Genomic DNA, 24,806 nt, shown 5'->3' on the forward strand with positions numbered 1-24,806 from the left:
TTCGCATGCGTAACGTTCGCCCCGCCCAAGCCCGTGCCCGCGTCCGGCCGCGCGGCTTCACGCTCATCGAGCTGATGGTCACGCTGGCCGTGCTGGTGGTGCTGATCGCCATCGCCGTGCCCTCGTTCGACGGCATCCGACTGTCCACGCGGCTGAGCAGCTACGCCACTGCGCTGGTCGCGGGCACCCAGCTGGCGCGCAGCGAGGCCATCAAGCGCAACGCCCCCATCACCCTGTGCGCCTCGGCCAACGGCACCAGCTGCAGCACCAACGGGCAATGGGAAGCCGGCTGGATCGTGCGCAGCGACACACAGGTGCTGCGCGTCGAGCCCGCGGCCGCCAGCGGCTACCGGCTGCGCGAGGCCGGCGGCGCCAGCGCCGTCGTGTTCCAGGCCACCGGCCTGGGCGCCGGCCAGAGCCGCATCACCATCTGCCGCGCCACCCCGAGCGCTGACCAGTCACGCGCCGTGGCCATCAGTGCCACGGGGCGCACCACCGTCACCCGGTCGAGCGGCGGCACCTGCGCCGCGACCTGACGCCGGCCGGCGCGGGCCGCTGGAGGACCGACGACAATAGCGCCCCGTGCCAAGGCCCGGCGCCGGCCCCGCCTCCTTGCTTCGACCACCACCTCACCAGGAACAACGCTCCCCGCATCCATGGAACACCGGCTGGACTGGGCCCTTGCCGCCTGCGCTCGCATCCTCAGGCCCGTGGTCCGGCTGGCGCTGGCCATGGGCGTCAAGCACCCGCACCTGGAAGCCCTGCTGCGCGACCTGCTCATCGAGGAAGCCCAGCGCACCTGGCGCGGCCAGGGCGTGCCCAAACCCAACCTCAGCCAGATTTCGGTCACCACCGGGCTGAACCGCAAGGTGGTCACCGCCAAGGTCCGCGCCACCGTCGACCCCCTGCCCCACACCGAGCTGTCAGCCGCCGCCAAGACTTTTACGTTGTGGTTACAGATGACCACCGACGACGACACCCTGCGCCGCCTGCCCGTCGTCACCGAGGGTGACGGGCCGTCGTTCGAGCGCGTGGCCCGCCTGGCCAGCCGGGGCAACGTGCACCACCGCACCATCCTCGACGAGTTGGTGCGCCTGCAGATGGTGGCCGAGAGCGACGGCACCGCCGAACTCACGGCCGACGGCTTCGTGCCGGTGGAAGACCTGCAGTCGATGCTTGCCTTCCTGGGCGACAACGGCCGCGACCACCTGCTGGCCGCCGTCTCCAACACCCTGAACGACAAGCCCCGCATGCTCGAGCGCGCCGTGTACGCGCGCGGGCTCACGCTGGCCGACTGCACGGCCATCGAACGCCTCGTGCGCGAACGCTGGGCCGGCCTGCACCACGAACTGGCCCGCGAGATGACCCAGGCCGTCGACCGCGCGGCCCCCGACGCCAAGGCAAAAGCGCGCATCCGCGTCGGCATCTACACCTATTACGAAGACGATGAAGGCGCGCCCGCCCCCGGCGCGCCAAAGAACAACGAGCCTCCCCGATGAACACGATCTCCCCCTCCTTGCGACTGGCGCGCGGCCTGCTGATGGCTGGCGTCATGGCCCTGCTTCTCTCCTGCGGGGGAGGCGGCAGCGGTGGCGGTGGCGGCACGACGGGCTTCGGCACCCTCGGCACCACAGCCACCGGCAGCGGCGGTGGGGGCGGCGACGGCGGCTCGGGTGACGCCGGCTCCGGCAGCGGCACGGGCACTGGCAGCAACGGCGGCGGCGACAGCACCGCCAGCAACACCAACGGCGACGGCTCGGGCGTGGGCTCCGGCGGCACAGGCGTGAGCGCCGACGCCGCCGGCATCGGCGCGGCCGACGGCATGGGCAGCGTGATCCTCAACGGCCTGCGCTACAACACCGACAACGCCACCTTCAGCCTCGAGGACACCACCGAGCTGCAGATCGGCATGAGCGCGCGCATCGCCGGCAAGGTCGACGCAGACTTCAACAACGGCATCGCCGCGACCGTCGTCTCGGCCGCCGAGTTGCGCGGCGCCGTGTCGGCCATCGACCTGAAGGACGGCAGCTTCACCGTCATGGGCGCCCGCGTGACCACCGACAACGCCACCGTCTGGGCCGACGCCGACGGCACCACCGACCTCGTCGACGGCGCCGTGGTGCAGGTGTGGGGCCTGCCCGCCGCACCGGGCACGCTGCGCGCCACGCGCGTCCAGGTGGCGCCCGCCACCACCGCCCCGCTGGTGACCGGCACCGTGCAGAACCTCGACCGCGGCGCCCAGCAGTTCACGCTCGGCCTGCTGACCGTCGACTTCGGCGCTGCCGCCTTCGGCCCCGGCATCGACGCCGCGAGCCTGGCCAACGGCACCCTCGTCCGCGTGCGCGGCACGGCGGCGCCGACCGCCGGCCGCTTCACTGCCACCCAGGTGCAGGGCTGGTACGCCATTCCCTCGGCCGACGGCATCGCGCTGCAGCTGGCGGGCGTGGTCACCGACTTCGCCGCGCTCGGCGACTTCCGCGTGCTCGGCAACAAGATCGACGCGCGCAATGCCCAGATCACCGGCGGGCCGGTCGGCTCCATCGGCAACGGCGTGAAGGTCGAGGTCGACGGCTTCCTCTCGGGCCAGGTGCTCGTGGTCAAGAAACTGCGCATCCGCCACGTGCCCGGCACCGGCGGGCCCGTGTCGTTCACCGTGATCGGCCCCATCGCCAACTACGTGTCGGCCGCCGACTTCATCGTGCGCGGTCAGCGCGTGAATGCCAGCGGCTCCGGTACCATCTTCGAAAACGGCACCGCCGCCGACCTGGGCAGCACCAGGCACGTGACCGTCGTCGGCGACCGCGTGGTCGACGGCGTGCTCATTGCACAAAGCGTGAGCTTCACGCTGCCCTGAGGTCCGGGCCCCGGCGGTCCGGCCGCGCAGTGCGTACACCCAGAGGTGCACGCACCGCGCACCCCACAGGCCACGCCACCCATGGCGCGACCGGATCGATCGGAGCCATGGACACACACACCACCGCTGCCCCCGTTCCCACGTCGCCCCGCTGCTGCATCGCCGGCGGCGGCCCGGCCGGCATGGTGCTGGGCCTGCTGCTTGCGCGCGCCGGCGTGCCCGTCGTCGTGCTCGAGAAGCACCTCGACTTTCTGCGCGACTTTCGCGGCGACACCGTGCATCCGTCCACGCTCGAAGTGCTGCACGAGCTCGGCCTGCTCGACGCCTTCTTGCAGCGCCCGCACAACCGCATCGAAGAGCTGCGCGGCACCTACGAGGGCCGCAGCGTGACCATTGCCGACTTCAGGCGGCTGCCCACGCACGCCCGTTTTCTGGTGCTCATGCCGCAGTGGGAGTTTCTGGACTTCATGTGCGACGAGGCGCGGCGCTACCCCAGCTTCGAGCTGTGGACCGACGCCGAGGCCACCGGCCTGCTGCAGGACAACGGCCGCGTCAACGGCGTGAAAGTGCGCGTCGGCGCCCGCAGCCCCGACAGCGGCGGCCCGAAAGACATCGAACTGCACGCCTCCCTCATCGTGGCCGCCGACGGCCGCCACTCCACCTTGCGCGATGCGGCAGCGCTGCCGCACATCAGCTACGGCGCGCCCATCGACGTGCTGTGGATGCGCATTCCCAAGCTGCCCGGCGACCCCGAGGCCACCGGCGGCCACATCGCGGCGGGCCGCTTGCTGGTGACGCTCAACCGCGGCGACTACTGGCAGTGCGCCTTCGTCATCCGCAAGGGCGGCCGGGTCGAACTGCAGTCGCGCGGCATTGCCGCCTTCCATGCCGAGATTGCGCGCATCGCGCCCTTCTTTGCCACGCGGCTGCCCGAGGCCCTGCCCGACTGGGAGGCCGTGAAGCTGCTCGAAGTGAGCGTCGACCGGCTCGAATCGTGGTCGTGCCCCGGCCTGCTGTGCATCGGCGACGCCGCGCACGCCATGTCGCCCGTGGGCGGCGTCGGCATCAACCTCGCCGTGCAGGACGCCGTGGCCGCCGCCAACCTGCTGGCCGCATCGCTCGCCGGCAGTGCCACCGACAAGGAGATCGACACCCTGCTGCCCCAGCTGCAGCGCCGCCGCGAATGGCCCGTGCGCGTCACGCAGGCCGCGCAGCGGCTCGTGCAAGACCGCGTGCTGATGCCGGTGCTCAGCCGCAAGGCGGCCACGGCTGCAGCCGCATCGTCATCGATCGCGCCGCGCCCCATGCCCTTGGCCCTGCGCCTGCTCGGGCGCTGGCCGTGGCTGCGCACCCTGCCCGCGCGCGCCGTGGGCATCGGCGTGCGGCCCGAGCACGTGCAGTCGCCGCGGAAGTAGCGAGTCAGGGTCGTGTCGAATCAGCCGGGCCGGCGCGCCTGCGTCGCCTGCCGCGACCAGTACACGCCGTCGAGCCGGTCGAGCCGCACCTCGCCGCCCGTGGACGGCGCATGCACGAAACGCCCGTCGCCCACATAGATGCCCGCATGCGTGGGCGACGCCGAGCCGAACAGCACCAGGTCGCCCGAACGAAGCTCGGACATCGGCACCGGCCGGCCGAAGCCCGCCATGCGCGACACCGTGCGCGGCGGCACCTGCCCCACGCTCTGGCGGTACACGTAGCCGATGAGCCCGCTGCAATCGAAACCGCCCTCGGGCGATTTGCCGCCATAGCGGTACGGCGTGCCGACCAGCCCCAGCGCATGGATCGTGATGCTGTTCGACTGCTCCGACGTCAACGGCGGGATGTTGCTGCTGGGCACCGAACCACCGGGCACGCGCGTCGGCGGCGGGCTCGCGCAGCCGATGGCCAGGAGGCAGGCGGTGACGGCGGGGATCAGTCGGAACAGCAGCCGCTGCGAGAGCAACAGCGATGCGGGGGAACGAGGAGGCGTCGGCAGGGATGTGTCGAGCATGGGCGCAGGCCGGTCTTGTGGACGTGGCCCGACTCTAGCGCGAGTGCGCCAGATCGCAATGCAGAGCCCCTTGGCCGGCGACGACGCGCTCGCGCTTCTTCATCATCATCCGCTGAAGCCGAAGACCAGCAGCAGGTTGTTCGAAGGCATCGCGTGCCGCTCGCGCAACGCGAGGCCGACGCGGCGCGCCTCTGCCACCACGTCATCGAGACGGCGAATGCCCCACGCGGGATTGCGCGCGCGCAGGTCTTCGTCGAACGCCAGATTGCTCGGCGCCGTGGGGCCGTGCTGTGCTTCGTCTTCGAAGTAAGGCCCGTAGGTGATCAGCACGCCGCTGCCGGCACGCAGATGCCGCGCGGCACCGGCCATCAGCGCGGCGCAGGTGGGCCAGGGTGCGATGTGCAGCATGTTGGCGCAGTAGATCGCGTCGAACTTTTCTTCTTCTTTGGCTTCTTGAGTGAACGCGGGGCCTTGCGAGGGCCACTGCGGCGCCATCACGTCGAGCAGCAGCGGCGGGCGCAAGTTGGGCAGCGCGGCTTGCTCGACGCGGCTGGCGATCGCGGGGAGCGAGCGGGCGTCTGCGTCGGTGGGCTGCCAGGTCCATGAGGGCATGGCGGCGGCGAACCAGGCGGCGTGTTGGCCTGTGCCGGAGGCGATTTCCAAGGCGGTGCCGCGCCCATCGAGGATGCGGGTCAGGGCATCGAGGATGGGTTGTTTGTTGCGGTCTGCGGCGGGGCTGGAGGGAAGATTGGGCATCAAAGCGGGCGTCAGGCTGTGAGGTTTGTCCATAAGAACCATATTTGGCAGGGGGCGCGCGCCCCCTTGTTGTTCTTGATACTTAGTGCAAACGCCAAACCATCCGCCGACGTGTGGCCGCCTTGCCGAACTCTCCTGCGATAAGCTATCGCGTCGCTAACGTTTTACTCACAGGAGTAGCCTCATGGCAGCTGGCAAGTCCGAAGTGGTCAGCGTGTGCGTCGAATCCCACATAAAAACTGCGGCGCAAGCACCCTCTTACCGGGAGATACGCTGCCTGGCCCGCATTGAGGAGGTGATGGTAGTCGCCTACTGCCGAAGCAACGACGTCCCCTCTGCCCAACTTTTCCGCCAAGGCACTGCTGAACGCCACCGCCTCCAGATCCAATAAATCGTGACTTCCCCTCAAACGCCCATTCCAGTGAAGATTTCCCTAAGTCATATCGTTGATGGTCCTCAGTCTGCACAAATCATGATGCCAACCATTCCATGTGCGCTCTTTTCGCGCACCTCGGCCAATGCGAAACTGAGACAAGGCGAGAAGCGGTACGGCGTCTTGGTCCACGGGGACAAGCTCGCCGAGCAGCCTATCCGCTCGACTTCCGACTTCAACGATGACATGTGGTCAAACATCGGTCCGGCCCTCGGAGCCGAGGTACTTCGGCACCACAAGAAGTCGACGCCCAACATCACCCGGGACAACGAACGCGACAATGACGCGAAGCGCGCCTCCTTGTTCAAGATGTTCAAAGGCGACCGGATCACCGCCCCCAACTTGACGCCTACGGGCAAGGAGCACGAGCATGTCTGAGCAGACGCCTCCGGACTCGGACAGTTCGGCCACCAAGGCTGCCGCCAACCTGCGTCGGGTGAGCCTGCGCAGCCTTTATCTGGACCCAAACAACTTCCGGATCATTCACGAACCCGACCAGAAGCAGGTGCCCGACACGGACGTCAAAGACCGCGACGTGATGCAGCGGACCATGCGGCTTCTGTGCGGTGACAAGAACCAGAACATTCAGGACTTGATCGAGAGCTTCAAGGCCAACGGCTATCTCCGGGTAGACCAAATCCTAGTGCGCGAACTGCCCAGCGGCGGCCTGCTGGTGGTGGAAGGCAACCGTCGCGTTGCGGCTCTGAAGTTCCTACAGCAAGAGTATGAGTCCAAGGGTGTGGATCTGGGCCAACTGAGCCCGGAAACATTCAGCCAAGTACCCGTGGTGCTGTACACCGATGGAGACGAGGTTCACCACCTCACGCTGATGGCATTGAAGCACATCAGTGGCAACAAGAAGTGGGGGGAATGGAACCAAGCCCAACTGCTGGAGACCCTGCACAAGACCCATGGCTTGGGTGAAGACGAGATCTGCAGGCGCATCGGCATCAGCAAGGTCGAACTGCGACGCAGCTTACGGGCACTGTCGATGGTAGCCGAGTACCAAGCTTCGGACTATGGCGACCAGTTCAACGAAGCAATGTTTCCGATCTTCCGCCACGCCGTCCGCAGCGCCGCGCTGAAGGACTGGCTTGGTTGGGACGACGGCGACCGCCAAATTCACAATACCGCCAACCGCGACTTCTTCTTCTCACTGCTGTCGCGCGAACCGGTGGAGGAGCAGGAGGACGACGGCTCCGTGGGCTTCGGCGGCAAATACCTGGAGCCGGTGATCACGCGACGTGACGACGTGGACACACTGGCCAAGGTCATCTCTGACGAGCGTGCGCTGGCCTCCCTGAAGAAGAACCGCGATCTGAACGGTGCCTACCGCAGCAGCGATCTGGTGTTCCGAGAGCGGCAGGAAGCGGCAGTGCGGTCCGTCGCCGTGGACATCGACACTTTGGCACAGTTGGCGATCAACCCGCAAAACCTGCCCGAGCTTGAAGGAGTGCGGGGCAAGCTGCAATCGATCATCGACCGTGCACGCGCCTCTGGCCTGAGCGGGGTGGAACAAAAGGCTGTCTTCCGCGACCGTGTTGACGCGCACTTCACTCACATTCATGTGAAGCGCTATCGCCGCCTTGCCGGCCTGGATATGAAGCAGCTGTCCCGCATCAATCTCGTCGCGGGCATCAACAACTCCGGTAAAACATCGCTGCTAGAGGCAATCTACCTGCTGGCTCGCCAGAACGACCTGGACGGCTTACTCGAGGTGATGCGACGACGCGGCAAGGTGGCCACGGATCAGCTCGACCCGGAGTGGATGCTCGAGCAACTGGGCTCAGACACCCTGGGCATCGACGGAATGTTTGATCACCTGTCGGCATCGGTGAATATCAAGCAACGTACCGAAGAGGACTCCTCAATCGACCGCACGCGCTACCTAGGCACAGTGGAGATCGAATCCCAGTTCGGAACGACCAAGCTCGCCTCGGCGAATCGAATCTACAAGGGTCAGGAACGAGAAACGCACGCGGACAGTCTTCGCTTGTTGTGCCCGGTGATCTTCAGCAGTCCATTCTTTTTCAATGAACCACACCGTTACACGGGCTTCTATCACAAGAGCGTCCAATCCAAGGCGCTGCCAGACATCTTCGAATTCCTCCGAGCCAACCTACTTCCGACGTTGGAAGATATCCGGTTGACGGACGAGCGGCAGCGTTTTCTGGTGATTGATAGTCAGTTTGAAGCAGGTGTCGACCTGTCTTGTTATGGCGAGGGGCTGCAACGAATGTTCTTACTTTCTCTGCTGTTTGCCTCTGCTCAGCATGGCGTCGTGCTGATCGATGAATTCGAGAACGCACTGCACTACCGACTGATCGAACCATTCTCACGTTTCGTGCACCAATTGGCTTTGAAGTTCAACGTGCAGGTCTTCATCACCAGTCACAGCAAGGAGTGCATTGACGCCTTCATCACGGCCGTTCCAGAGCCCAAGGACCTGTCGTGTCATGCGATCGTCAATACAACGAACGGCATTCGGACACGCGACTTTAGCGGTCCGGCTTTCAAGAAGCTGCTCGAGGCCGGGGACGTAGATCTTCGAGGAGCCCAGTGATGCCGCAGTGGTCCAACGCCCACCTAATGTTCTGCGAAGGTCCACACGATGCAGCCTTCCTGAACCGCGTACTTAAGAAGCAACTCGGATTTCAGAAGCTGGCACTAAAACTCTCGGAGCTGCCTTACCCGCTCGCCAACGTCTTGCAGGCGAGCTTCAAAGACCGCGCTGCCGAAGACTTGCGACTTGATCTGGCTCGGAAGTTCTTCCTTCCGGACTACGTCTTGGCACTTGACTCAGTGCTGGTCTTGGTATTTAGCTACGGAGGATCCAACAGAAAGGTCAGCATGCTGCCTTTCTTGGAGAACCTATTCGCCCTGCTTGCAGTGACCAATTTTTCAAGTCTGCAGCAGACAGCGGAGCGGCCAGTCTACGCATACACGGTCTTCGCAGATGCTGATGCTCGGGGAGAGTCGAGCACCCGGGACCTGATCAGCACCGAATTCGCGACAGTTGGAGACTCAGCTTGGCTCACCAACGCGTGGATGCACATCAAGACGACCAAGGCTGCCTCTCAGTCCACGGATTTCGGGCCAGCAGCTGCCTACGTCTGGCGCAAGAGCACAGAAGATGGCGGCACGCTCGAAGACTTGATTTTGGAATGCCTAGACGGAGACGCCGAACTTCATAAAACCCTTGAATACCTAGATTCGCGCTTCGATTGGTCGCCGCCCGCCGGTTCCACCGCCTCCCAGATTTGCGCAAGTTCTGCCAAACGCTTAAAGGCTGCATTTTGCGTTGAAGGTCAGAAGCAGAAGCCCGGCGGTAGTCTTGGCGTCATTCTTGATCAGAGTGAACTTCTCGGCACGGACAAGCTTAAGAAGTCGAGTGCCGTTCAGGATTGCCTGGCATTCTTAGCTGAGTGGGTAATGCCAACACCGGTCGAACCAGCAGCTGCCACCACGCAGCAGAGAAATTCATGGCCCCCAAAGGCGGAGCCACAAAGTTCCTGACGTGACATTGGGAATCCTTGCGTCAACGTTGGAGACGGCTAGCAGGAGAGCGTCGATCACATCGACAACTGCCGGGGTAAGGTGCCCTGTGCCCAGCGCACACATGGTCTATCCATCTCAGCCAAGCTGGTGGGGGTGGTGGGGTGACGCTGATCCTCTAGCCGCTACTGCCACTGAAGCACGACCAGATCGAAGCCCCGCAGCCGCAGCCGCAACAACGGCAACGGCAACGGCAACGGCAACGGCAACGGCAGGCAAGCTACTACGTGAATTTCGCAATACTGTCTGCGATGAGGCGATCTTTTGCTTGTAGAACCAGTCTCCGTTCGAATCGAATCTCACCCATCGCATCCAGCCTGAAGCTACCGCCCCGGCATCCAATGCCGGGGCCAAACGCCTCACCCTCCCCCACTCTCCTGAAACAACGCCGCAGCATCCCGCGCCAAATCCGAAGCGATCCAAAGCAGGTTGTCCCGATGCCCTGCCCCCGCTTCTTCGAACCATCCATCGCCGGCGCCGTAGCAGCACCACAGCAGTGAGTTCAGTTGTTCCAGCTTGCATTCCAGCAGGTCTGCTGCGCTGGGTGTCGTCGCGTGGGGAGAGGCCGGCGCGGTAGCGCGGGCCATAATTCGTTTAGCCATTTGTTGTGCTCCTTCTCAAAGATTGCACGTCACTTGGTTAGACGGTCATGGTGTTCGCGCACCGTGGCCGTCGCCTTTTGTGCCTCACGTTCGCATCGATCGATCTGCATCGATGGCCCGCCGTGAGGCGAAGCGGTTCATTCACTCAATCCGTCAGTCAGTGGTCCGTGGTGTTGTGTGTGCAGTGCTCCTCGCCCACATAGCGGGTCGTTTCATCACAGGGGCATTCACTGTAGAGAAGTCCTGCCCGGCGCAGAGAGATATTTCGCCGAGGAATGCGCGGTTCGCGCAAGTAATCGCGCTGCGGCAGCGGCGATTCACAAAGCCCTGACAGTCAGGCGCTGAAAGCAGGGCGCGAGCCCCGCATCAGCCCACAGCGCCTCAGCCCTGTCCGCCGAACTCCCGCGCGTGCTCCACCGCGTACTTGATGAGCTCCGCCTGCCCTTCGATGCCCAGGCGCCGCTTGATGCTCTGGCGGTGCGCCTCCACGGTGCGCACGCTCAGGCCGAGGTCGCGCGCGATCTGCTTGCTCGATTCGCCGCGGCCGAGCGCGCTCAGGATCTCGCCTTCGCGCGGCGTGAGCAGCGGGCGCGGCGTCTGGTTGCGAAAGAGTTTTTTCGACACGGCCGGGCTCAGGAAGGTGCCGCCCGCCGACACGGCCTCGATGGCGGCCACGATCTCTGCGGCCGGCGCATCTTTCAGCACGTAGCCGCGCGCGCCGACCTGCAGGGCCTTCTGCACGTACTCGGGGTTGTCGTACATGCTGAGCATGACGATGTGTGGTGCGGGCTGGTGCTGTGGTTGTTGCAGCAGCAGCGCCGCCAGCTCGATGCCGTTCATGTCCTTCATGCCGACATCCATCAGCACCAGGTGCGGCTGCGCGGGGCCGATGAGCGCCAGCGCCTCGGCCGCGCTGCCGGCCTCGCCCACGATCTCCAGGCCGGGCATGGAGCCCAGGCGCGCGCGCAGGCCGTCGCGCACCAGCGGGTGGTCGTCGACCAGGAACAGGCGCACGACCACAGGGGCAGCAGCAGCAGCAGCGGTGGCGGGGACTTCATTCATGGCCGCTATTCTGGCTTTGCGCGCCGCACGGGCACTTCGGCCACGATGGACGTGTGGCCCCGGCCCGAGCGCATGCGCAGCCGGCCCTCGATGGACTCCATGCGCTCGCGCATGTTGCGCAGGCCGATGCCGCGGCTCGGATCGAGCTGCATGGCCTCGACGTTGAAGCCGACACCGTCGTCGCTGATCTCCAGGCGCACGGCCTCTTCGTCGAAGCCCAGTGCAATGTGCACCTGCTGCGCACGGGCGTGTTTGCGCACATTGGTCAACGCTTCTTGCGTGACGCGAAAGAGCGCGGTCTTGGCTTCTTGCGACAGCTCGAAGGGTTCGCCCTCGACCATGATCGATGCGTCGACGCCGCCTTCTTCGCCGAACTCGGCGCCCAGGCGCTCCAGCGCGGCGGGCAGGCCCAGCGTGTCGAGCAGCGCGGGGCGCAGCCGGTGCGAGATGCGGCGCACCTCGATGAGCGAATCGTTCAGCCGCTGCAGCGCCTTGCCGAGCGCGGGCGGCGGCGACTGGTGCGCGCGGTCGAGCGACTCCACGGCCGACTCGATCAGCAGCTTGGCCGACACCAGCGTCTGGCTGGTGCCGTCGTGCAGCTCGCGCGCGAGGTGGCCGCGCTCTTCTTCCTGCGACTGCACCACGCGGCGCGCGAGCAGCCGCAGCTTGGCTTCGGCGGTGCGGTGCTCGCTGAGGTTGAGCAGCAGCCCGGCCGCACTGACCACGCCCAGGCACAGCGCGGCGATGCCGGCAATCCACAGCAGCGTGGCGGTGACGTTGGCGTTCATCTGCCGGTCGAGGGTGTCCATGGTCGACTGGATGTCGTCCAGGTACAGGCCGGTGCCGACCATCCAGTTCCAGCGCGGCAGCGCGGTGACGTAGCCGAGCTTGGGCGCCATCTGCGCGCTCGAGGGCTTGCGCCATTCGTACTCGACGAAGGCGCCGCCCTTGTCGCGCGCGCCCCTGATCAGCTCCTGGATGGTGAAGCGGCCATGCGAATCGCGCAGGCCCCACAGGTTCTGTCCCACCAGCTCGGGCTGGCGCGAGTGCATGAGCGAGTTGCCGTCCATGTCGTAGACGAAGAAGTAGCCGTCGTCGCCGTAGTTGAGCGTGGCCAGCCGGCGCAGGGCTTCGTTGCGCGTGGCCTCGTCGTCCAGGCCCGTTTCGTACAGCGGCAGCAGGTTGCTCACGGCCAGCTCGACATAGCTGCGCAGCTCGCTGCGGCGCTGCGCCATGTAGCTGCGCTCGATGAGGGCACGCTCGCGCTGGGCGAGGTCGTGCTCCTGGTGGCGCACGGCCAGGGCCACCAGCACCAGCGCGATCAGCAAAGGCGCGACGGCCAGCGCGACGATCTTGGTGCGGAGGTTCATCGGGGGGCAAGGCTACCACCGGGGCGGTGCAGGGCTTTCCCTCGTAGGAGCGTGGAGGAATCCCATTCGGGTAACGATCGATACGAATGTGTCTTGCTGGGGCGGCTTACAAAGCCAGACCTGCAATACATACAAGGGAGGACTGCATGGAAAACACCGCACAGCGTTTGGCTTCGGGGCCTGCGAACAAGAGGCACACAACGCCCCAGCCGAGGACAGGCTTCGACGGCTGGGCCGAGGGCGTCGACAAGGCCGACGACCAATGGAACACCTATGACTGCGAGATCCGCTCGGCGGTCAACGAATACAACATGCACCTCTCGCGCACACCGGGCTATGTTCCGCTGGACTGGCGGTTGATCAAAGCCATGCTGTGGGTGGAAACCGGCGCCAAATCGCTCGCCTGGAAGTCGAGGCCGATGCAGATCGGCCATATCGAGGACGCCGGATTGATGGCGCTGCTCGGGGACCGCGAGGGTGGTGACCTGGTCGTTCCGCCTTCTCTGCGAGTCAGCTTGTCGGCCAGCTCGGTCAGGGCCGAGCCGATCCCGAACATTCGCGCAGGCATCGGCTACCTCCTGATGCGCATGGCAACGTTCGCGTTCAAGAGCATCCTGAACGCGAACGACAAGGTCTACGAAGTCACGGTGAAGGACGGCGACAGTCTCGAAAGAATCGCCAAGGCGCAAGGGAGCACGCCGGAGGTCATGAAGAAGCTCAACCCGTCTGCGCATTTGCTCAAGGCGGGTCAGGTGCTGAAGTACCAGAAGGCGGCGGTCAGGAAGGTCATCACGGGATGGATGCCACTCACCTCATCGCGCATTGCCGCCCGCTACAACGTCGGCGATTCCGATTACGCCCGGAAGATGGACCATGCACTGCCTGCAGTGCGAAAGGCAAAGGAGGCGGTATGCAGATGAGCCGAGCGTTCGCGCTGATCGCGCTGGTCATGGCGGGTCCATGCACTGCCCTTGCGGACGCACCATTCACAGGGAAATTCAGCGGAACAGGCCGCGCATGCTCGGGCGGCCTGTATGTGCGAACGAAGACCATCGAATGGAACTCGAGCTTCAGCATCTGCAAGCCCACGCGCTATGAGGTTCTTGACAACGAGCTGGACAAGGAAGAAGGCGAGCGGATCGCCTTTCGCCTTCAGTCTCCCAGCCGCCACTGCCTGTACAAGGTGGTCGAGGTGCAACGTCTGAGCACCTATTCCTGGGATGTGCGCGGCTATCAGTCGATGGAGTCGTACCGCAACCGCGCCCTGCCCGGCTGGGCCAACTCGTCGCTTGAAGAGCGGCTGATCATGTCGTGTCCCATGACACGCCTGGATTGAGTGGGGAGGTTCGTCCTATGCGCAAGCCCGAGACCCGTTCGGCCATCCGCGCATACGACATGAACCTCGTCAGGCGGTGCCTGCTGGCACTCACCTGCTCGGCAGCTGTGGCCAGTGCCGCGCACGCCCACACATTCACCGGCAAGTTCACCGGCACCGGCCGGGCATGCAATGGCATGCTCCACGTGCACAGCCAGATCATCGAATGGCGCTCGAGCTTCAGCCGCTGTGCGCGCAGCAGCTACGAGGTGCTGGACATGAGCCGTCCCGGCGAGCCCGGGCGTATGGCTTTTCGCTTCAAGACACGTGGTGCCCAGTGCCTGTACGACGTAGTCGCACTCGAACAGGTGGACGGCACCGACTGGACTGCCGACGGCTATCCGTCGCTGGAGGCCTACCGAAAGAAGGACGCGCCCGGCTGGCGGGACTCTCCCCTGCCCGCCCGGCTCGTTCTGGAGTGCCCGATGACGCAGCTGCGATGAGCAGCAGCGAAGCAGCTCAGTGCAGGCTCGTCGGCCGCCCCGCAGCCACCCACGCATCGAGCCCGCCCGTGAGCGGCAACGCCCGCCGAGCCCCGCGCGCCAGCAGCACACGCGCGGCCTGCGCGGCGGAGACTTCGTTGGGGCAGTTGCAGTACAGCACCACGTCGCGATCGGGGTCAATCGTCAGGTCGAGGCTGCGCTGCTGCAGCGCCTTGAGGGTGTACGACAGCGCGCCCGGAATGCGGCGCGGATCGACCTGCACACCCGCCTCGCCGCGCACGTCGATCACGAGCGGCGGCACGTCGCCGCTCATCAGGTCGAACAGTTCGTCGACGCTGATGCGCGGCATGCCGGTGAGCCGCGCAAAGGCGCGGCGGCGCCAGTAGCGCACGACGAGCATCACGAGCAGCACCACGCCCAGCGCGGCGGTGGCGATGCCGCCGGCCTGCGCCAGCATGGCGAGCACCTGCTGGATCTGGTCGCGAAAGAGCCAGCCCAGCCCGAGAAAAAGGCTCGTCCAGACCAGCGCGGCCAGGATGTCGAAGCTGACAAAGCGCCGCACCGACATACCCAGCGCGCCCGCCATGGGCGGCGCCACCACGGAGACGCCCGGCACGAACTTGGCGGCCACGAGCGACATGCCGCCCCAGTCGGAAATGAGCGATTCGCCGCGGCGCACGCACGAGTCCTGCGACAGCGAGATGCGGCACAGCAGCCGCATGAAGCGGTAGCCGAAGCGGCGCCCGGCATAGAACCACGCACCGTCGCCCAGCAGGTTGGCGACCACGGCGGCCAGCACCACGCCGACCACGGACACGTCGCCTGCCGCGAGCAGCGCGCCGGTGACGACCAGCACGGCGGCAGCCGGCACTGGCAGGCCCAGGCGCGCGGCGAAGCTGGCGGCAAACACCACCAGGATCGCGTTCTGCACCAGCAGCGACATCAGCTGCGCCATGCGGGCCGCCGTTCGGTCGATGCCGGGTGCCGCAGGGCGGCGCGCCGGAAGGTGGTGTGGGAAGTCGTCATGCCGGCCGCGATTCTCCTGCATGGCCCAAGCACGTACTGCGCGCAGGCCATCCGGGGCGCCGGCCCGCGCCCGTTCGCTCAGCGAGGCGCGTCGCCCTTGCGGTACTCGGCGGTGAGCGCGTCGAGCTTCTGCTTGAGCGCGGGGTCGAGCGTGTAGCTGGCGGCGGCGACGGTGGCGTCGAGCTGCTCGGGGCGGCTGGCGCCCAGCAGCGGCGCGGTGATCAGCGGGTTGGCCATGACCCACGCCACGGCCAGCGTGGCCAGCGGCACGCCGGCTTCGTCGGCCAGCGCGTGCAACTGCGTGACGGTGTCGAAGCTGCGATCGTTCCAGTAGCGGTCCTGGTACATGTTGCCGGCGGTGCCGAGGGTGAAGCGGGTGTTTTCCTCGGGCTTGGCGCCGGGCTTGTACTTGCCGGTGAGCAGGCCGCCGGCCAACGGGTTGTAGGGAATCACGCCCAGGCCCTCTTCGCTCGCGAGCGGCAGCAGTTCGCGCTCGATCTCGCGGAACAGCAGGCTGTAGCGCGGCTGCACCGATACGAATCGCGTGAACCGGTGCAGCTCGGACTTGCCGAGCGCGCGGGCCAGGCGGTAGGCCAGGAAGTTCGACACGCCGATGTAGCGCGCGCGACCCGACTTGACGATGACGTCGAGCGCTTCAAGGCTCTCTTCGAGCGGGGTCTCGCGGTCGTCCATGTGCAGCTGGTACAGGTCGACGTGGTCGGTCTTCAGCCGCTTGAGCGAGAGGTCGATGGCGTCGAGCAGGTGCTTGCGCGAGGCGCCCTGGTCCCAGGGGTTGGGGCCGACCTTGTTGACGGCCTTGGTGGCGACGACAAAACGGCGGCGGCCCACGGGGCCCTGCTTCTCGAGCCAGTTGCCGATGATCTCTTCGGTGCGGCCGGTGGTCTCGACGGTGCCGCCCAGCGGGTACACGTCGGCGGTGTCGAGAAAATTGATGCCGGCGTCGGCGGCCTTGTCGAGGATCTGGTGCGACACGGCCTCGTCGGTCTGCAGGCCGAAGGTCATGGTGCCCAGGGCCAGGCGGGAGACGGTGAGGCCGGTGCGGCCCAGGCGGGTGGTGGGGATGCTCATGCGCGCGCGCTCCAAGGGGTAGGAGAGAGGTAGGAGGAAGGGGCGGCGGCCATCATAGGCACGGCCGCGCATTCCTGCAGGCGCTGGAGATTCAGGTGGATTCGAGGTGCACGCCGGGCGCACCGCGTTCGACCGAGAAGCGGGCCATGGTCGCCACGGCGGAGTCGGCGTTCTTCTCGTCGTCCACAGCGCGGAACTCGACGGCGCAGCCGCGCGCGTCGAGCGTCATGAGGCCGTAGCCGCGCTTGTCGGCGCGGCCGTAACGCAGGTGCTCGTTCTTCGCGCGCATGTGGGCCACGCTGGCGGCGCTGGGCCCTTCGGAGGTGATGGCGCCGCCGACGAACTCGGTCGCGACGACGGGGCCCTGCGGCTCGCGGCGCAGGTCGGCGGCCCAGAAGGCGTGCACGTCGCCACCGAGCACCAGTGCGTCGCCGCCGCGCGACTGGTTCGCGGCCAGCGCGTCGAGCAGGCGCGTGCGCGAGGCGGCATAACCGTCCCAGCCGTCCATCCAGTAGCCGTGCCCGGCACCGCGCTGGCGGTCGGCCTCGGCGAGCAGCGTGGGTTGGGCGATGACGGTCCAGTGCGCCGGCGGTGTTGCAAGCTCGTTCGCGAGCCAGGCCTCCTGCTGCATGCCGAGCAGGCTGCGCTCCGGTGCCAGGCGGTCGGCGCAGTCGGCCAGCGGCTTGGTGCTGCGGCCCGTGAGGCAGGCATGGTGCGAGCGGTACTGGCGGCCATCGAGCAGCATCACGTCGAGCATGCGACCGAAGCGATGGCGGCCGTAGATGGTGGCCCCGGCGCCGCGCGGGCGCATGCGGGCGGGCACGGGCATGTGCTCGTACCAGGCTTGATAAGCAGCAGCGCGGATCGCGAGGAACTGCGCCGGGTCGGGCGTGCGCGGCGAAACGTCGTCGGTGTAGTCGTTGGCGACCTCGTGGTCGTCCCAGGTCACGAGCCACGGAAACGCGGCGTGCGCGGCCTGCAGATGCGGATCGGTCTTGTAGAGCGCGTAGCGGTTGCGAAAGCCGGCCAGGTCGGTGGGAATGCCGCCTTCGTGGCGACGCACGTTGTGCGAGCCGCGCGAACTTTCGTAGATGTAGTCGCCGAGGTGCACAACGAAGTCGAGCGGCTGTGCGGCCATGTCGCGGTAGGCGGCGTAGTAGCCCTCCTCGTACTGCTGGCAGGAGGCGAAGGCGAAGCGCAGCGGCTGCACGGTGGCGTCGGTGTTGGCCGGTGTGGTGCGCGTGCGGCCGACGGGGCTGCGCACGCCGCCGGCGATGAAGCGGTAACAGTACGGGCGGCCCGGGCGCAGCCCCTGCACATCGACGTGCACCGCGTGCGCGAGTTCGGCCTCGGCGCTGGCCGTGCCGCGCGCGACGGTGCGGCGAAAGTGCTCGTCTTCGGCCACTTCCCACTGCACCGCGACCGGCGCCTCGCCCATGCCACCGCCCTGCAGCGGCTCGGGCGCGAGCCGCGTCCACAGCACCATGCCGTCAGGCCGCGGCGCGCCCGAGGCGACGCCCAGCGTGAACGGGTCGCGCGCGGCCGCAGGCTGGGCGCGCAGGTGCAGGAAGGGATGGCCGAGCGCGGCGGCGGCGAGGCCGGTGTGCAGGAGGCGTCGGCGGGTGAAAAACGGAGTGGTCATCGGGCGTCCTTCTTGGCGCGTCGTTCGGCGATTTCGAGGTCGATCGATGCCTGCAGGCGCGCTTGCCGGTCGAGCTCCCTCTGCCGGGTGTCGACGCTCGTGTACTCGCGGTCGATCAACGCCTGCAGGCGCGCCAGCTGCGTGAGATCCATCTCGCGGGTGTTGGCGCTCGCGTGCTCGAAGTCGATCGACGCCTGCGGGCGCACTGGCCGCTCGGGATCTTTCGGATGGGTGTCGACGCCCCTTGTGCGCAGGTCTTCGCTCGACTGCGAAGAAGCACCGCCGGAGCGTCCCTCCCAGATCACCAATGCGCCTACGAGAAAGAACACCGCGAACATGAATTCCATGGCGACGGGGTTCAGGTCGTCCTTGAGGATCGGCTTGAGCGTGCCGTCCAACCGATCTTTCGGAGGCAGCAGGACCGCGACCTTCTTGCCCACGGGGCGTGCATCGAACTTGCCGCCGCTGCGTGCGTACAAGACAGCCCGTCGGCCGTCGGGCCGGACGTAGTCGACCCGGACCTCTGTGTTGCCGGCGCCGGTGACGACACCCTCGACCTTGTCGTAAGAAAAAAGAATGACCGCAGCATCAAGCGCCGACAGCAGCGCGACGCACAGGATGACGACGCCCATCGCCGCGAGGCACAGCGCCACAAACACTCGAAGGATCTGCATGGACTCCAGCCATCAGGAACGTGCCTGATTCTGGCGCCCTTCTCTTACAGCACCGCTGCGGCAGAACGGCCTCTCAGCCCGCCGACCCTTCGCAAGCCACGGCCACCGGCCGCCGCGCATCCGCACGCGCGCTCGCCAGCGCCCAGGCGAAGATGCCCACGCCCGCCAGCGCCAGCAGCGCGCCGACCCAGCCGGTCGACGTCCAGCCCAGGCCGGCCGCAATGGCGACGCCGCCAAGCCAGGCGCCGAGGGCGTTGGCCATGTTGAAGGCCGAGTGGTTGAGCGCGGCGGCGAGCGTTTGTGCGTCGCCGGCCACATCCATCAGGCGGATCTGCAGCGCCGGGCCGATGGCGACAGTGGTGCCGATGAGGAACACGGTGAAGGCCGCCGTCACGACGTGGTGCGCCGCGAAGGTGAAGGTGGCGAGCACCAGCGCCGCGTAGATGAGCACGCCGCCGATGGTGCGCATGAGCGACTTGTCGGCCAGCCGCGAGCCCACGAGGTTGCCGGTGACCATGCCCAGGCCGAACAGCGCGAGCACGAAGGGCACGCCGCCCAGCGGCAGGCCGGCCACCTCGATCAGCGTGGGCTTGATGTAGCTGAACACAGCGAACATGCCGCCGAAGCCGATGGCGCCGATGCCGAGCGTGAACCACACCTGCTTGCGCTTGAGCGCACCGAGTTCGCGCCAGGGGCTGGCGCCGGCGGCGGGTGCGATGTCGGGCACGTCGCGGCGCAGCAGCACCACGGCGACCAACGCAATGATGCCGACGAACACGAAGGCCGCGCGCCAGCCGAACAGCTGGCCGAGCCACGCCGCAATGGGCACGCCGACCAGCGTGGCGCCGGTGAGCCCCAGCATCACGAGGCCGACGGCGCGCGCGCGGCGCCCCGGTGGCGCGAGCGTGGCGGCCACGAGCGCGGCCACGCCGAAGTAGGTGCCGTGCGGCAGGCCGGTGGCAAAGCGCAGCAGGTTGAGCGACAGGTAGCCGGGCGCCATCGCGCTGGCGAAGTTGCCGGCTGCGAACACGGCCATCAGCGCGATCAGCAGCGCGCGTCGGCCCCAGCCGGCCGCCAGCACCGCGAGCACGGGCGCACCGATGACCACGCCCAGCGCGTAGGCGCTGATGACGTGGCCGGCCTGCGGGATGGTGACGGCGATGTCTTTCGCGACCTCGGGCAGCAGGCCCATGATGACGAACTCGCCGGTGCCGATGGCAAAGCCGCCGACGCCCAATGCGAGCACCGCACGCAGGAACTGCTGGGACGAGACGGACGGTGAAATGGCGGTGGTTTCCGCGCCTTCGCGGGCGGACGGTGAGGCGTTCAAGGCCGGGCTCCTGGGGTGCCCGGCGGACGCGGGCGAGGCCCGATTCTAGGGTAAACCCCTAAATTGTGAAGATGCGCTCGTGCGGCGCGTCGGTACCGTCTTGCAATTCAGATGGCGACGAGCTGCCGCACGCCCTGCGCTTCCATGTCCTTGCCCAGGCCGCGCGCGATGACTTCGCCGCGCTCCATCACGAGGTAATCGTCGGCCAGCTCCTGCGCAAAGTCGTAGTACTGCTCGCACAGCACGATGGCCATGTCGCCGCGGTCGGCGAGCATGCGGATGACGCGCCCGATGTCCTTGATGATGCTGGGCTGGATGCCCTCGGTGGGCTCATCGAGGATCAGCAGCTTGGGCTTGGGCGCCAGCGCGCGGGCAATCGCCAGTTGCTGCTGCTGCCCGCCCGACAGATCGCCGCCGCGCCGATTGATCATCTGCTTGAGCACGGGGAACAGCTCGAACAGCTCCGCAGGAATCGGCGTGCCGCCGCTCTTGTAGGCCAGGCCCATGCGCAGGTTCTCTTCGACCGTGAGCCGCGCGAAGATCTCGCGGCCCTGCGGCACGAAGCCGATGCCGGCGCGGGCGCGCTCGTACGGCGTGGCCTTCTGGATCGGCTTGCCTTCGAGCTCGATGCTGCCGCTCTTGATGGGCACGAGGCCCATGAGCGACTTCAGCAGCGTGGTCTTGCCGACGCCGTTGCGGCCGAGCAGCACGGTGACCTTGCCCAGGTGCGCCTCGAAGCTGACGTCCCGCAGGATGTGCGAGCCGCCGTAGTACTGGTGGATGTTCTTGACTGTCAGCATGGCTTCGGTTCCTCCGTCAGCGGCCCAGGTAGACCTCGATGACGCGCTCGTCGGCCTGCACTTCGTCGAGCGTGCCCTGCGCCAGCACCGAGCCGTCGCACAGCACGGTCACGATCTCGGAGATGGTGCGGATGAAGCTCATGTCGTGCTCCACCACCATCAGCGAATGCTTGCCCTTGAGCGTGAGGAAGAGTTCGGCGGTGCGCGCGGTTTCCTCGTCGGTCATCCCGGCCACGGGCTCGTCAAGCAGCAGCAGCTTCGGGTCCTGCATCAGCAGCATGCCGATTTCGAGCCACTGCTTCTGGCCATGGCTCAGGTTGCCGGCCAGGCGCGACACGCTGTCGGCGAGGTGGATGGTTTCCAGCACTTCGGCGAGGCGGTCGCTCTGCGCCGAGTCGAGCCTGAACAGCATCGACGCGCGCACGCCCTTGTCGGTCTTGAGTGCAAGCTCGAGGTTCTCGAACACGGTGAGATGTTCGAACACGGTCGGCTTCTGGAACTTGCGGCCGATGCCCAGCTGCGCAATGTCGGCTTCGCGGTGGCGCAGCAGGTCGATGGTGCTGCCGAAGAACACGGTGCCCGAATCGGGCCGGGTCTTGCCGGTGATGATGTCCATCATCGTGGTCTTGCCCGCGCCGTTGGGGCCGATGATGCAGCGCAGCTCGCCCGGCGCGATGTCGAGCGACAGCTTGTTGATGGCCTTGAAGCCGTCGAAGCTCACGCTCACGTCTTCGAGGTACAGGATGCGGCCGTGCGTGATGTCGACCTCGCCCGGCGTGGCGATGCGACCGAAGCCGGCCTCGCGGCCACCCGATTCGGTCTGGCCCGTGCCCGCATGCAGGTGGGCCGCGCGTGCGGCGCGCTCGGCGCCGGCTTCCATCAGGTCGGGCGTCATGCGCGGGCTCCCTTCGCGTCCACGGGCAGCGAGACCAGCGCCTCGGGCTCGACGCCCTTCTCTGCAGCGATGGCGCGTCGTGCTTCTTGCACAGGCTCGGCCGCTGGCGTCTTCTCCCTCGACAGCCACTTCTTCACCAACCCCACGATGCCGTTCGGCAGGAACAGCGTGACAGCAATGAACAAAGCGCCCAAAAAGTACAGCCAGTATTCGGGGTAGGCGACGGTGAGCCAGCTCTTGGCACCGTTGACGATGAAGGCGCCGATGATCGGCCCGATCAGCGTGGCGCGTCCGCCCACCGCGGCCCACACCGCGATCTCGATGGAGTTGGCCGCGCTCATTTCGCCCGGGTTGATGATGCCCACCTGCGGCACGTACAACGCGCCGGCCACGCCGCACATGATGGCGGAGATGACCCAGATCGTGAGCTTGTACGGCAGCGGGTTGTAGCCCGAGAACATCACGCGCGTTTCGGCATCGCGAATGGCCTGCAGCACGCGGCCGAACTTGCTGCCGATGAGCCACTTGGCGAACAGGAAGAAGCCCAGCAGCGTGAGGCCCGTGAGCGCGAAGAGCGTCATGCGCATCTCTTGCGTGGCGATCGGAATGTTCAGGATGCGCTTGAAGTCGGTGAAGCCGTTGTTGCCGCCGAAGCCCGTCTCGTTGCGGAAGAACAGCAGCATGGCCGCGAAGGTCATGGCCTGCGTGATGATCGAGAAGTACACGCCCTTGATGCGCGAGCGGAACGCGAAGAAGCCGAACACGAAGGCGATGAGGCCGGGCACCGCGACGATGAGCAGCAGCGTCATGCCGAAGCTGCCGCTGAAGGTCCAGTGCCAGGGCAGTTCCTTCCAGTCGAGGAACACCATGAAGTCGGGCAGGTCGCTCTTGTAGTTGCCGTCGCGGCCGATCTGGCGCATCAAGTACATGCCCATCATGTAGCCGCCGAGCGCGAAGAACAGGCCGTGGCCGAGCGAGAGGATGCCGGTGTAGCCCCAGATCAGGTCCATGGCCAGCGCGCAGATGGCGTAGCACATGATCTTGCCGACCAGCGCGACGGCGTAATCGCTCATGTGCAGCGGGCTGTCGACCGGCACCACGATGTTGAGCACCGGCGCGATCGCGCAGACCACGATCAGCGCGACGAAGAAGGCCGTCCAGCCCTTGCCGCTCAGCAGCGGCCCCTTGGTGGGAAGTACGACCTTGCTCATGCCTCAGCGCTCCGGCCCTTCATCGCGAAGATGCCTTGCGGGCGCTTCTGGATGAAGATGATGATGAAAACGAGCACCGCGATCTTCGCGAGCACCGCGCCCGCCCAGCCTTCGATGAACTTGTTGAGAATGCCCAGCCCCAGCGCCGCATACACGGTGCCCGCGAGCTGGCCGACGCCGCCCATCACGACCACCATGAAGCTGTCGACGATGTAGCTCTGGCCCAGGTCGGGGCCGACGTTGCCGATCTGGCTCAGCGCGCAGCCCGCCAGGCCCGCGATGCCCGAGCCGAGCGCGAAGGCGTAGGTGTCGATGCGCGCGGTGTTCACGCCCATGCACGAGGCGATCGGGCGGTTCTGCGTGACGCCGCGCACGAACAGGCCCAGGCGCGTCTTGCCGATGAGCCAGCCCATCGCGAGCAGCACCAGAGCCGCGAAGATGATGATGCAGATGCGGTTCCACGGCAGCGTGACGTTGCTCAGCATCGTGAAGCCGCCGCTCATCCAGCCAGGGTTTTCGACGCCGACGTTCTGCGCGCCGAACAGCGTGCGCACGAGCTGCTGCAGCATCAGGCTGATGCCCCAGGTGGCGAGCAGCGTCTCGAGCGGCCGGCCGTAGAGGAAGCGGATCACGCCACGTTCGAGCACCGCGCCCACGAGCGCCGATGCCATGAACGACACGGGAATGGCGGCCACGAGGTACCAGCCGAACGCCGCCTCGGGCATGTACTTCTGGAAGATGCCCTGCATCACGTAGGTGGCATAGGCGCCGATCATCATCAGCTCGCCGTGCGCCATGTTGATGACGCCCATGAGGCCGTAGGTGATGGCCAGGCCGAGCGCGGCCAGCAGCAGCACCGAGCCCAGGCTGATGCCGCTGAACACGGCGTTGATGCGGTCGCCCCAGACCAGCGCGCCGTCGATGTTCGCGATGGAGGCGGTGATGGCCGCCTTCACATCGGCTTCGGTCTCGTCGGCCAGACGCTGGTTGAGCAGCAGCTTGGTGTCGGGGTTCTGGTTGTTGCCCAGCTCCTTGGCCGCGGCGAGGCGCTTGGCCTTGTCGGCGCTCGTGAGCATGCTGGCGGCGCGCACGAGTTCGAGCTGCGCCTTGATCTTCGGATTCTTTTCGGCGGCCAGCGCCTTCTCGACCATCGGCACGCGCGATTCGTCGGGCTCCTTGAAGAGCGCTTGCGCGGCTTCGGCGCGCACCGCGTCGTCGGTGCTCGTGAGCTTGAGCGCGGCTTGCGCGGCATCGAGCGCGCCGCGCATGAGGTTGTTGTTGACGACGTCTTCGGCGGTGTCGGGCACTTTCAGTTCAGCGCCTGTGACGGGGTCGTAGCCCTTGTCGTCCTTCATCACGAAGACCTTGTCTTCGGTGTACTTCACGGCGTCGTCGGCCATGGCCTGGATGAAGGCGGAGGTCTTGTCGTCGGCGGTGAGGACGGCCTTGTTGAGCGCGGCGATGCGGGCTTCGGACTCGCCGGAGGCGATGGCTCGGGCTTCGTCGGCGGTCAGCGCGTGGGCGGCCGACGCTGCGAGGAGCATGGCGGCGAAGGCGCAGTGAAGGGTTCGTCGAAGCATCATGAGGTTCGTGTTGCCCCCTCTCCCCTTGGGGAGAGGGTTGGGGTGAGGGCCGGCGGCCATCCAACGAGCGCGGCGGCCAGATCGACCGCCGTTGCCCTCACCCCCGCCCTCTCCCC

General features: G+C 66.7%; 24 protein-coding genes. 10 read left to right on the top strand and 14 right to left on the bottom strand.

The window, feature by feature from the left end; all coding sequences use genetic code 11:
* Nucleotides 1–5 precede the first annotated feature (5 nt).
* The 4 genes from IG196_RS22710 to IG196_RS22725 all read left to right on the top strand — a co-directional run bounded on the left by IG196_RS22710 (nt 6) and on the right by IG196_RS22725 (nt 4,269).
* Complete coding sequence (locus IG196_RS22710; protein WP_192193109.1) at nt 6–536, top strand: GspH/FimT family pseudopilin; 531 nt, start codon at nt 6–8, stop codon at nt 534–536.
* A gap of 120 nt (nt 537–656) precedes the next feature.
* Entirely contained in the window at nt 657–1,499 is an 843-nt protein-coding gene (locus tag IG196_RS22715; RefSeq protein ID WP_192193110.1) for a DUF6502 family protein, read from the top strand.
* Nucleotides 1,496–2,854, top strand: a complete 1,359-nt coding sequence (locus IG196_RS22720) for a DUF5666 domain-containing protein (RefSeq protein ID WP_192193111.1) — start codon at nt 1,496–1,498, stop codon at nt 2,852–2,854. Before IG196_RS22715 ends, IG196_RS22720 begins: the two co-directional genes overlap by 4 nt.
* A gap of 107 nt (nt 2,855–2,961) precedes the next feature.
* Nucleotides 2,962–4,269, top strand: coding sequence for an FAD-dependent oxidoreductase (locus tag IG196_RS22725; RefSeq protein ID WP_192193112.1), 1,308 nt, complete (start codon nt 2,962–2,964; stop codon nt 4,267–4,269).
* A 20-nt stretch (nt 4,270–4,289) separates the two neighbouring features.
* Here IG196_RS22725 and IG196_RS22730 read toward each other — a convergent pair whose 3' ends face one another.
* Nucleotides 4,290–4,844 carry a C40 family peptidase gene (locus IG196_RS22730; protein ID WP_192193113.1) on the bottom strand — a complete coding sequence of 185 codons (555 nt, stop codon included), beginning with the start codon at nt 4,842–4,844 and terminating at the stop codon, nt 4,290–4,292.
* Nucleotides 4,845–4,949: 105 nt separating this feature from the next.
* Nucleotides 4,950–5,600: a DUF938 domain-containing protein gene (locus IG196_RS22735; RefSeq protein ID WP_192197116.1), complete on the bottom strand. Its 651-nt coding sequence runs from the start codon at nt 5,598–5,600 to the stop codon at nt 4,950–4,952.
* Nucleotides 5,601–6,072: 472 nt separating this feature from the next.
* Here IG196_RS22735 and IG196_RS22740 point away from each other — a divergent pair, with 472 nt between their 5' ends.
* From IG196_RS22740 to IG196_RS22750, 3 genes are read left to right on the top strand one after another with little or no spacing between them, the layout of a single operon-like run.
* A complete protein-coding gene (locus IG196_RS22740; RefSeq protein WP_192193114.1) occupies nt 6,073–6,411 on the top strand; it encodes a hypothetical protein in 339 nt (112 codons plus the stop codon).
* Nucleotides 6,404–8,596, top strand: coding sequence for an AAA family ATPase (locus tag IG196_RS22745; protein WP_192193115.1), 2,193 nt, complete (start codon nt 6,404–6,406; stop codon nt 8,594–8,596). Before IG196_RS22740 ends, IG196_RS22745 begins: the two co-directional genes overlap by 8 nt.
* The gene (locus tag IG196_RS22750) at nt 8,596–9,549 is read left to right on the top strand and encodes a hypothetical protein (protein WP_192193116.1); all 954 of its coding nucleotides are present in this window, start codon (nt 8,596–8,598) and stop codon (nt 9,547–9,549) included. Before IG196_RS22745 ends, IG196_RS22750 begins: the two co-directional genes overlap by 1 nt.
* A 398-nt stretch (nt 9,550–9,947) precedes the next feature.
* Here the strand turns inward: IG196_RS22750 and IG196_RS22755 are convergent, their stop codons facing one another.
* The 3 genes from IG196_RS22755 to IG196_RS22765 all read right to left on the bottom strand — a co-directional run bounded on the left by IG196_RS22755 (nt 9,948) and on the right by IG196_RS22765 (nt 12,622).
* A complete protein-coding gene (locus IG196_RS22755) occupies nt 9,948–10,190 on the bottom strand; it encodes a hypothetical protein (RefSeq protein WP_192193117.1) in 243 nt (80 codons plus the stop codon).
* 381 nt (nt 10,191–10,571) lie between these two features.
* Nucleotides 10,572–11,252, bottom strand: a complete 681-nt coding sequence (locus IG196_RS22760) for a response regulator transcription factor (protein ID WP_192193118.1) — start codon at nt 11,250–11,252, stop codon at nt 10,572–10,574.
* 5 nt (nt 11,253–11,257) lie between these two features.
* Complete coding sequence (locus IG196_RS22765) at nt 11,258–12,622, bottom strand: cache domain-containing protein (protein ID WP_192193119.1); 1,365 nt, start codon at nt 12,620–12,622, stop codon at nt 11,258–11,260.
* A 146-nt stretch (nt 12,623–12,768) separates the two neighbouring features.
* Between IG196_RS22765 and IG196_RS22770 the strand changes: the two genes are divergently transcribed.
* From IG196_RS22770 to IG196_RS22780, 3 genes are read left to right on the top strand one after another with little or no spacing between them, the layout of a single operon-like run.
* A complete protein-coding gene (locus IG196_RS22770; RefSeq protein ID WP_192193120.1) occupies nt 12,769–13,542 on the top strand; it encodes a LysM peptidoglycan-binding domain-containing protein in 774 nt (257 codons plus the stop codon).
* The gene (locus tag IG196_RS22775; protein WP_225616767.1) at nt 13,533–13,958 is read left to right on the top strand and encodes a hypothetical protein; all 426 of its coding nucleotides are present in this window, start codon (nt 13,533–13,535) and stop codon (nt 13,956–13,958) included. The genes IG196_RS22770 and IG196_RS22775 overlap by 10 nt, the downstream gene beginning before the upstream one ends.
* A gap of 17 nt (nt 13,959–13,975) precedes the next feature.
* A complete protein-coding gene (locus IG196_RS22780) occupies nt 13,976–14,440 on the top strand; it encodes a hypothetical protein (RefSeq protein WP_192193121.1) in 465 nt (154 codons plus the stop codon).
* 16 nt (nt 14,441–14,456) lie between these two features.
* On the opposite strand, the gene IG196_RS22785 is transcribed toward IG196_RS22780, so the two are convergent.
* The 9 genes from IG196_RS22785 to urtB all read right to left on the bottom strand — a co-directional run bounded on the left by IG196_RS22785 (nt 14,457) and on the right by urtB (nt 24,651).
* Complete coding sequence (locus IG196_RS22785; protein WP_192193122.1) at nt 14,457–15,395, bottom strand: VTT domain-containing protein; 939 nt, start codon at nt 15,393–15,395, stop codon at nt 14,457–14,459.
* A gap of 149 nt (nt 15,396–15,544) precedes the next feature.
* Nucleotides 15,545–16,555 carry an aldo/keto reductase gene (locus tag IG196_RS22790; RefSeq protein WP_192193123.1) on the bottom strand — a complete coding sequence of 337 codons (1,011 nt, stop codon included), beginning with the start codon at nt 16,553–16,555 and terminating at the stop codon, nt 15,545–15,547.
* 91 nt (nt 16,556–16,646) lie between these two features.
* A complete protein-coding gene (locus IG196_RS22795; protein ID WP_192193124.1) occupies nt 16,647–18,197 on the bottom strand; it encodes an alkaline phosphatase D family protein in 1,551 nt (516 codons plus the stop codon).
* Nucleotides 18,194–18,850: a hypothetical protein gene (locus IG196_RS22800; RefSeq protein WP_192193125.1), complete on the bottom strand. Its 657-nt coding sequence runs from the start codon at nt 18,848–18,850 to the stop codon at nt 18,194–18,196. Before IG196_RS22800 ends, IG196_RS22795 begins: the two co-directional genes overlap by 4 nt.
* 94 nt (nt 18,851–18,944) lie before the next feature.
* The gene (locus IG196_RS22805; protein WP_192193126.1) at nt 18,945–20,201 is read right to left on the bottom strand and encodes an MFS transporter; all 1,257 of its coding nucleotides are present in this window, start codon (nt 20,199–20,201) and stop codon (nt 18,945–18,947) included.
* A 107-nt stretch (nt 20,202–20,308) separates the two neighbouring features.
* Nucleotides 20,309–21,001 (bottom strand): urea ABC transporter ATP-binding subunit UrtE, encoded by a 693-nt coding sequence (gene urtE, locus IG196_RS22810; protein WP_192193127.1) that lies wholly within the window; start codon nt 20,999–21,001, stop codon nt 20,309–20,311.
* 16 nt (nt 21,002–21,017) lie between these two features.
* Nucleotides 21,018–21,896 carry an urea ABC transporter ATP-binding protein UrtD gene (gene urtD / locus IG196_RS22815; protein ID WP_101489246.1) on the bottom strand — a complete coding sequence of 293 codons (879 nt, stop codon included), beginning with the start codon at nt 21,894–21,896 and terminating at the stop codon, nt 21,018–21,020.
* A complete protein-coding gene (urtC, locus tag IG196_RS22820; RefSeq protein ID WP_192193128.1) occupies nt 21,893–23,107 on the bottom strand; it encodes an urea ABC transporter permease subunit UrtC in 1,215 nt (404 codons plus the stop codon). The genes urtD and urtC overlap by 4 nt, the downstream gene beginning before the upstream one ends.
* Nucleotides 23,104–24,651, bottom strand: coding sequence for an urea ABC transporter permease subunit UrtB (gene urtB / locus IG196_RS22825; RefSeq protein ID WP_192193129.1), 1,548 nt, complete (start codon nt 24,649–24,651; stop codon nt 23,104–23,106). The genes urtC and urtB overlap by 4 nt, the downstream gene beginning before the upstream one ends.
* Nucleotides 24,652–24,806 lie beyond the last annotated feature (155 nt).

The sequence above is a fragment of the Variovorax sp. 38R genome (assembly GCF_014843395.1).
GTDB lineage: Bacteria > Pseudomonadota > Gammaproteobacteria > Burkholderiales > Burkholderiaceae_C > Variovorax > Variovorax paradoxus_H.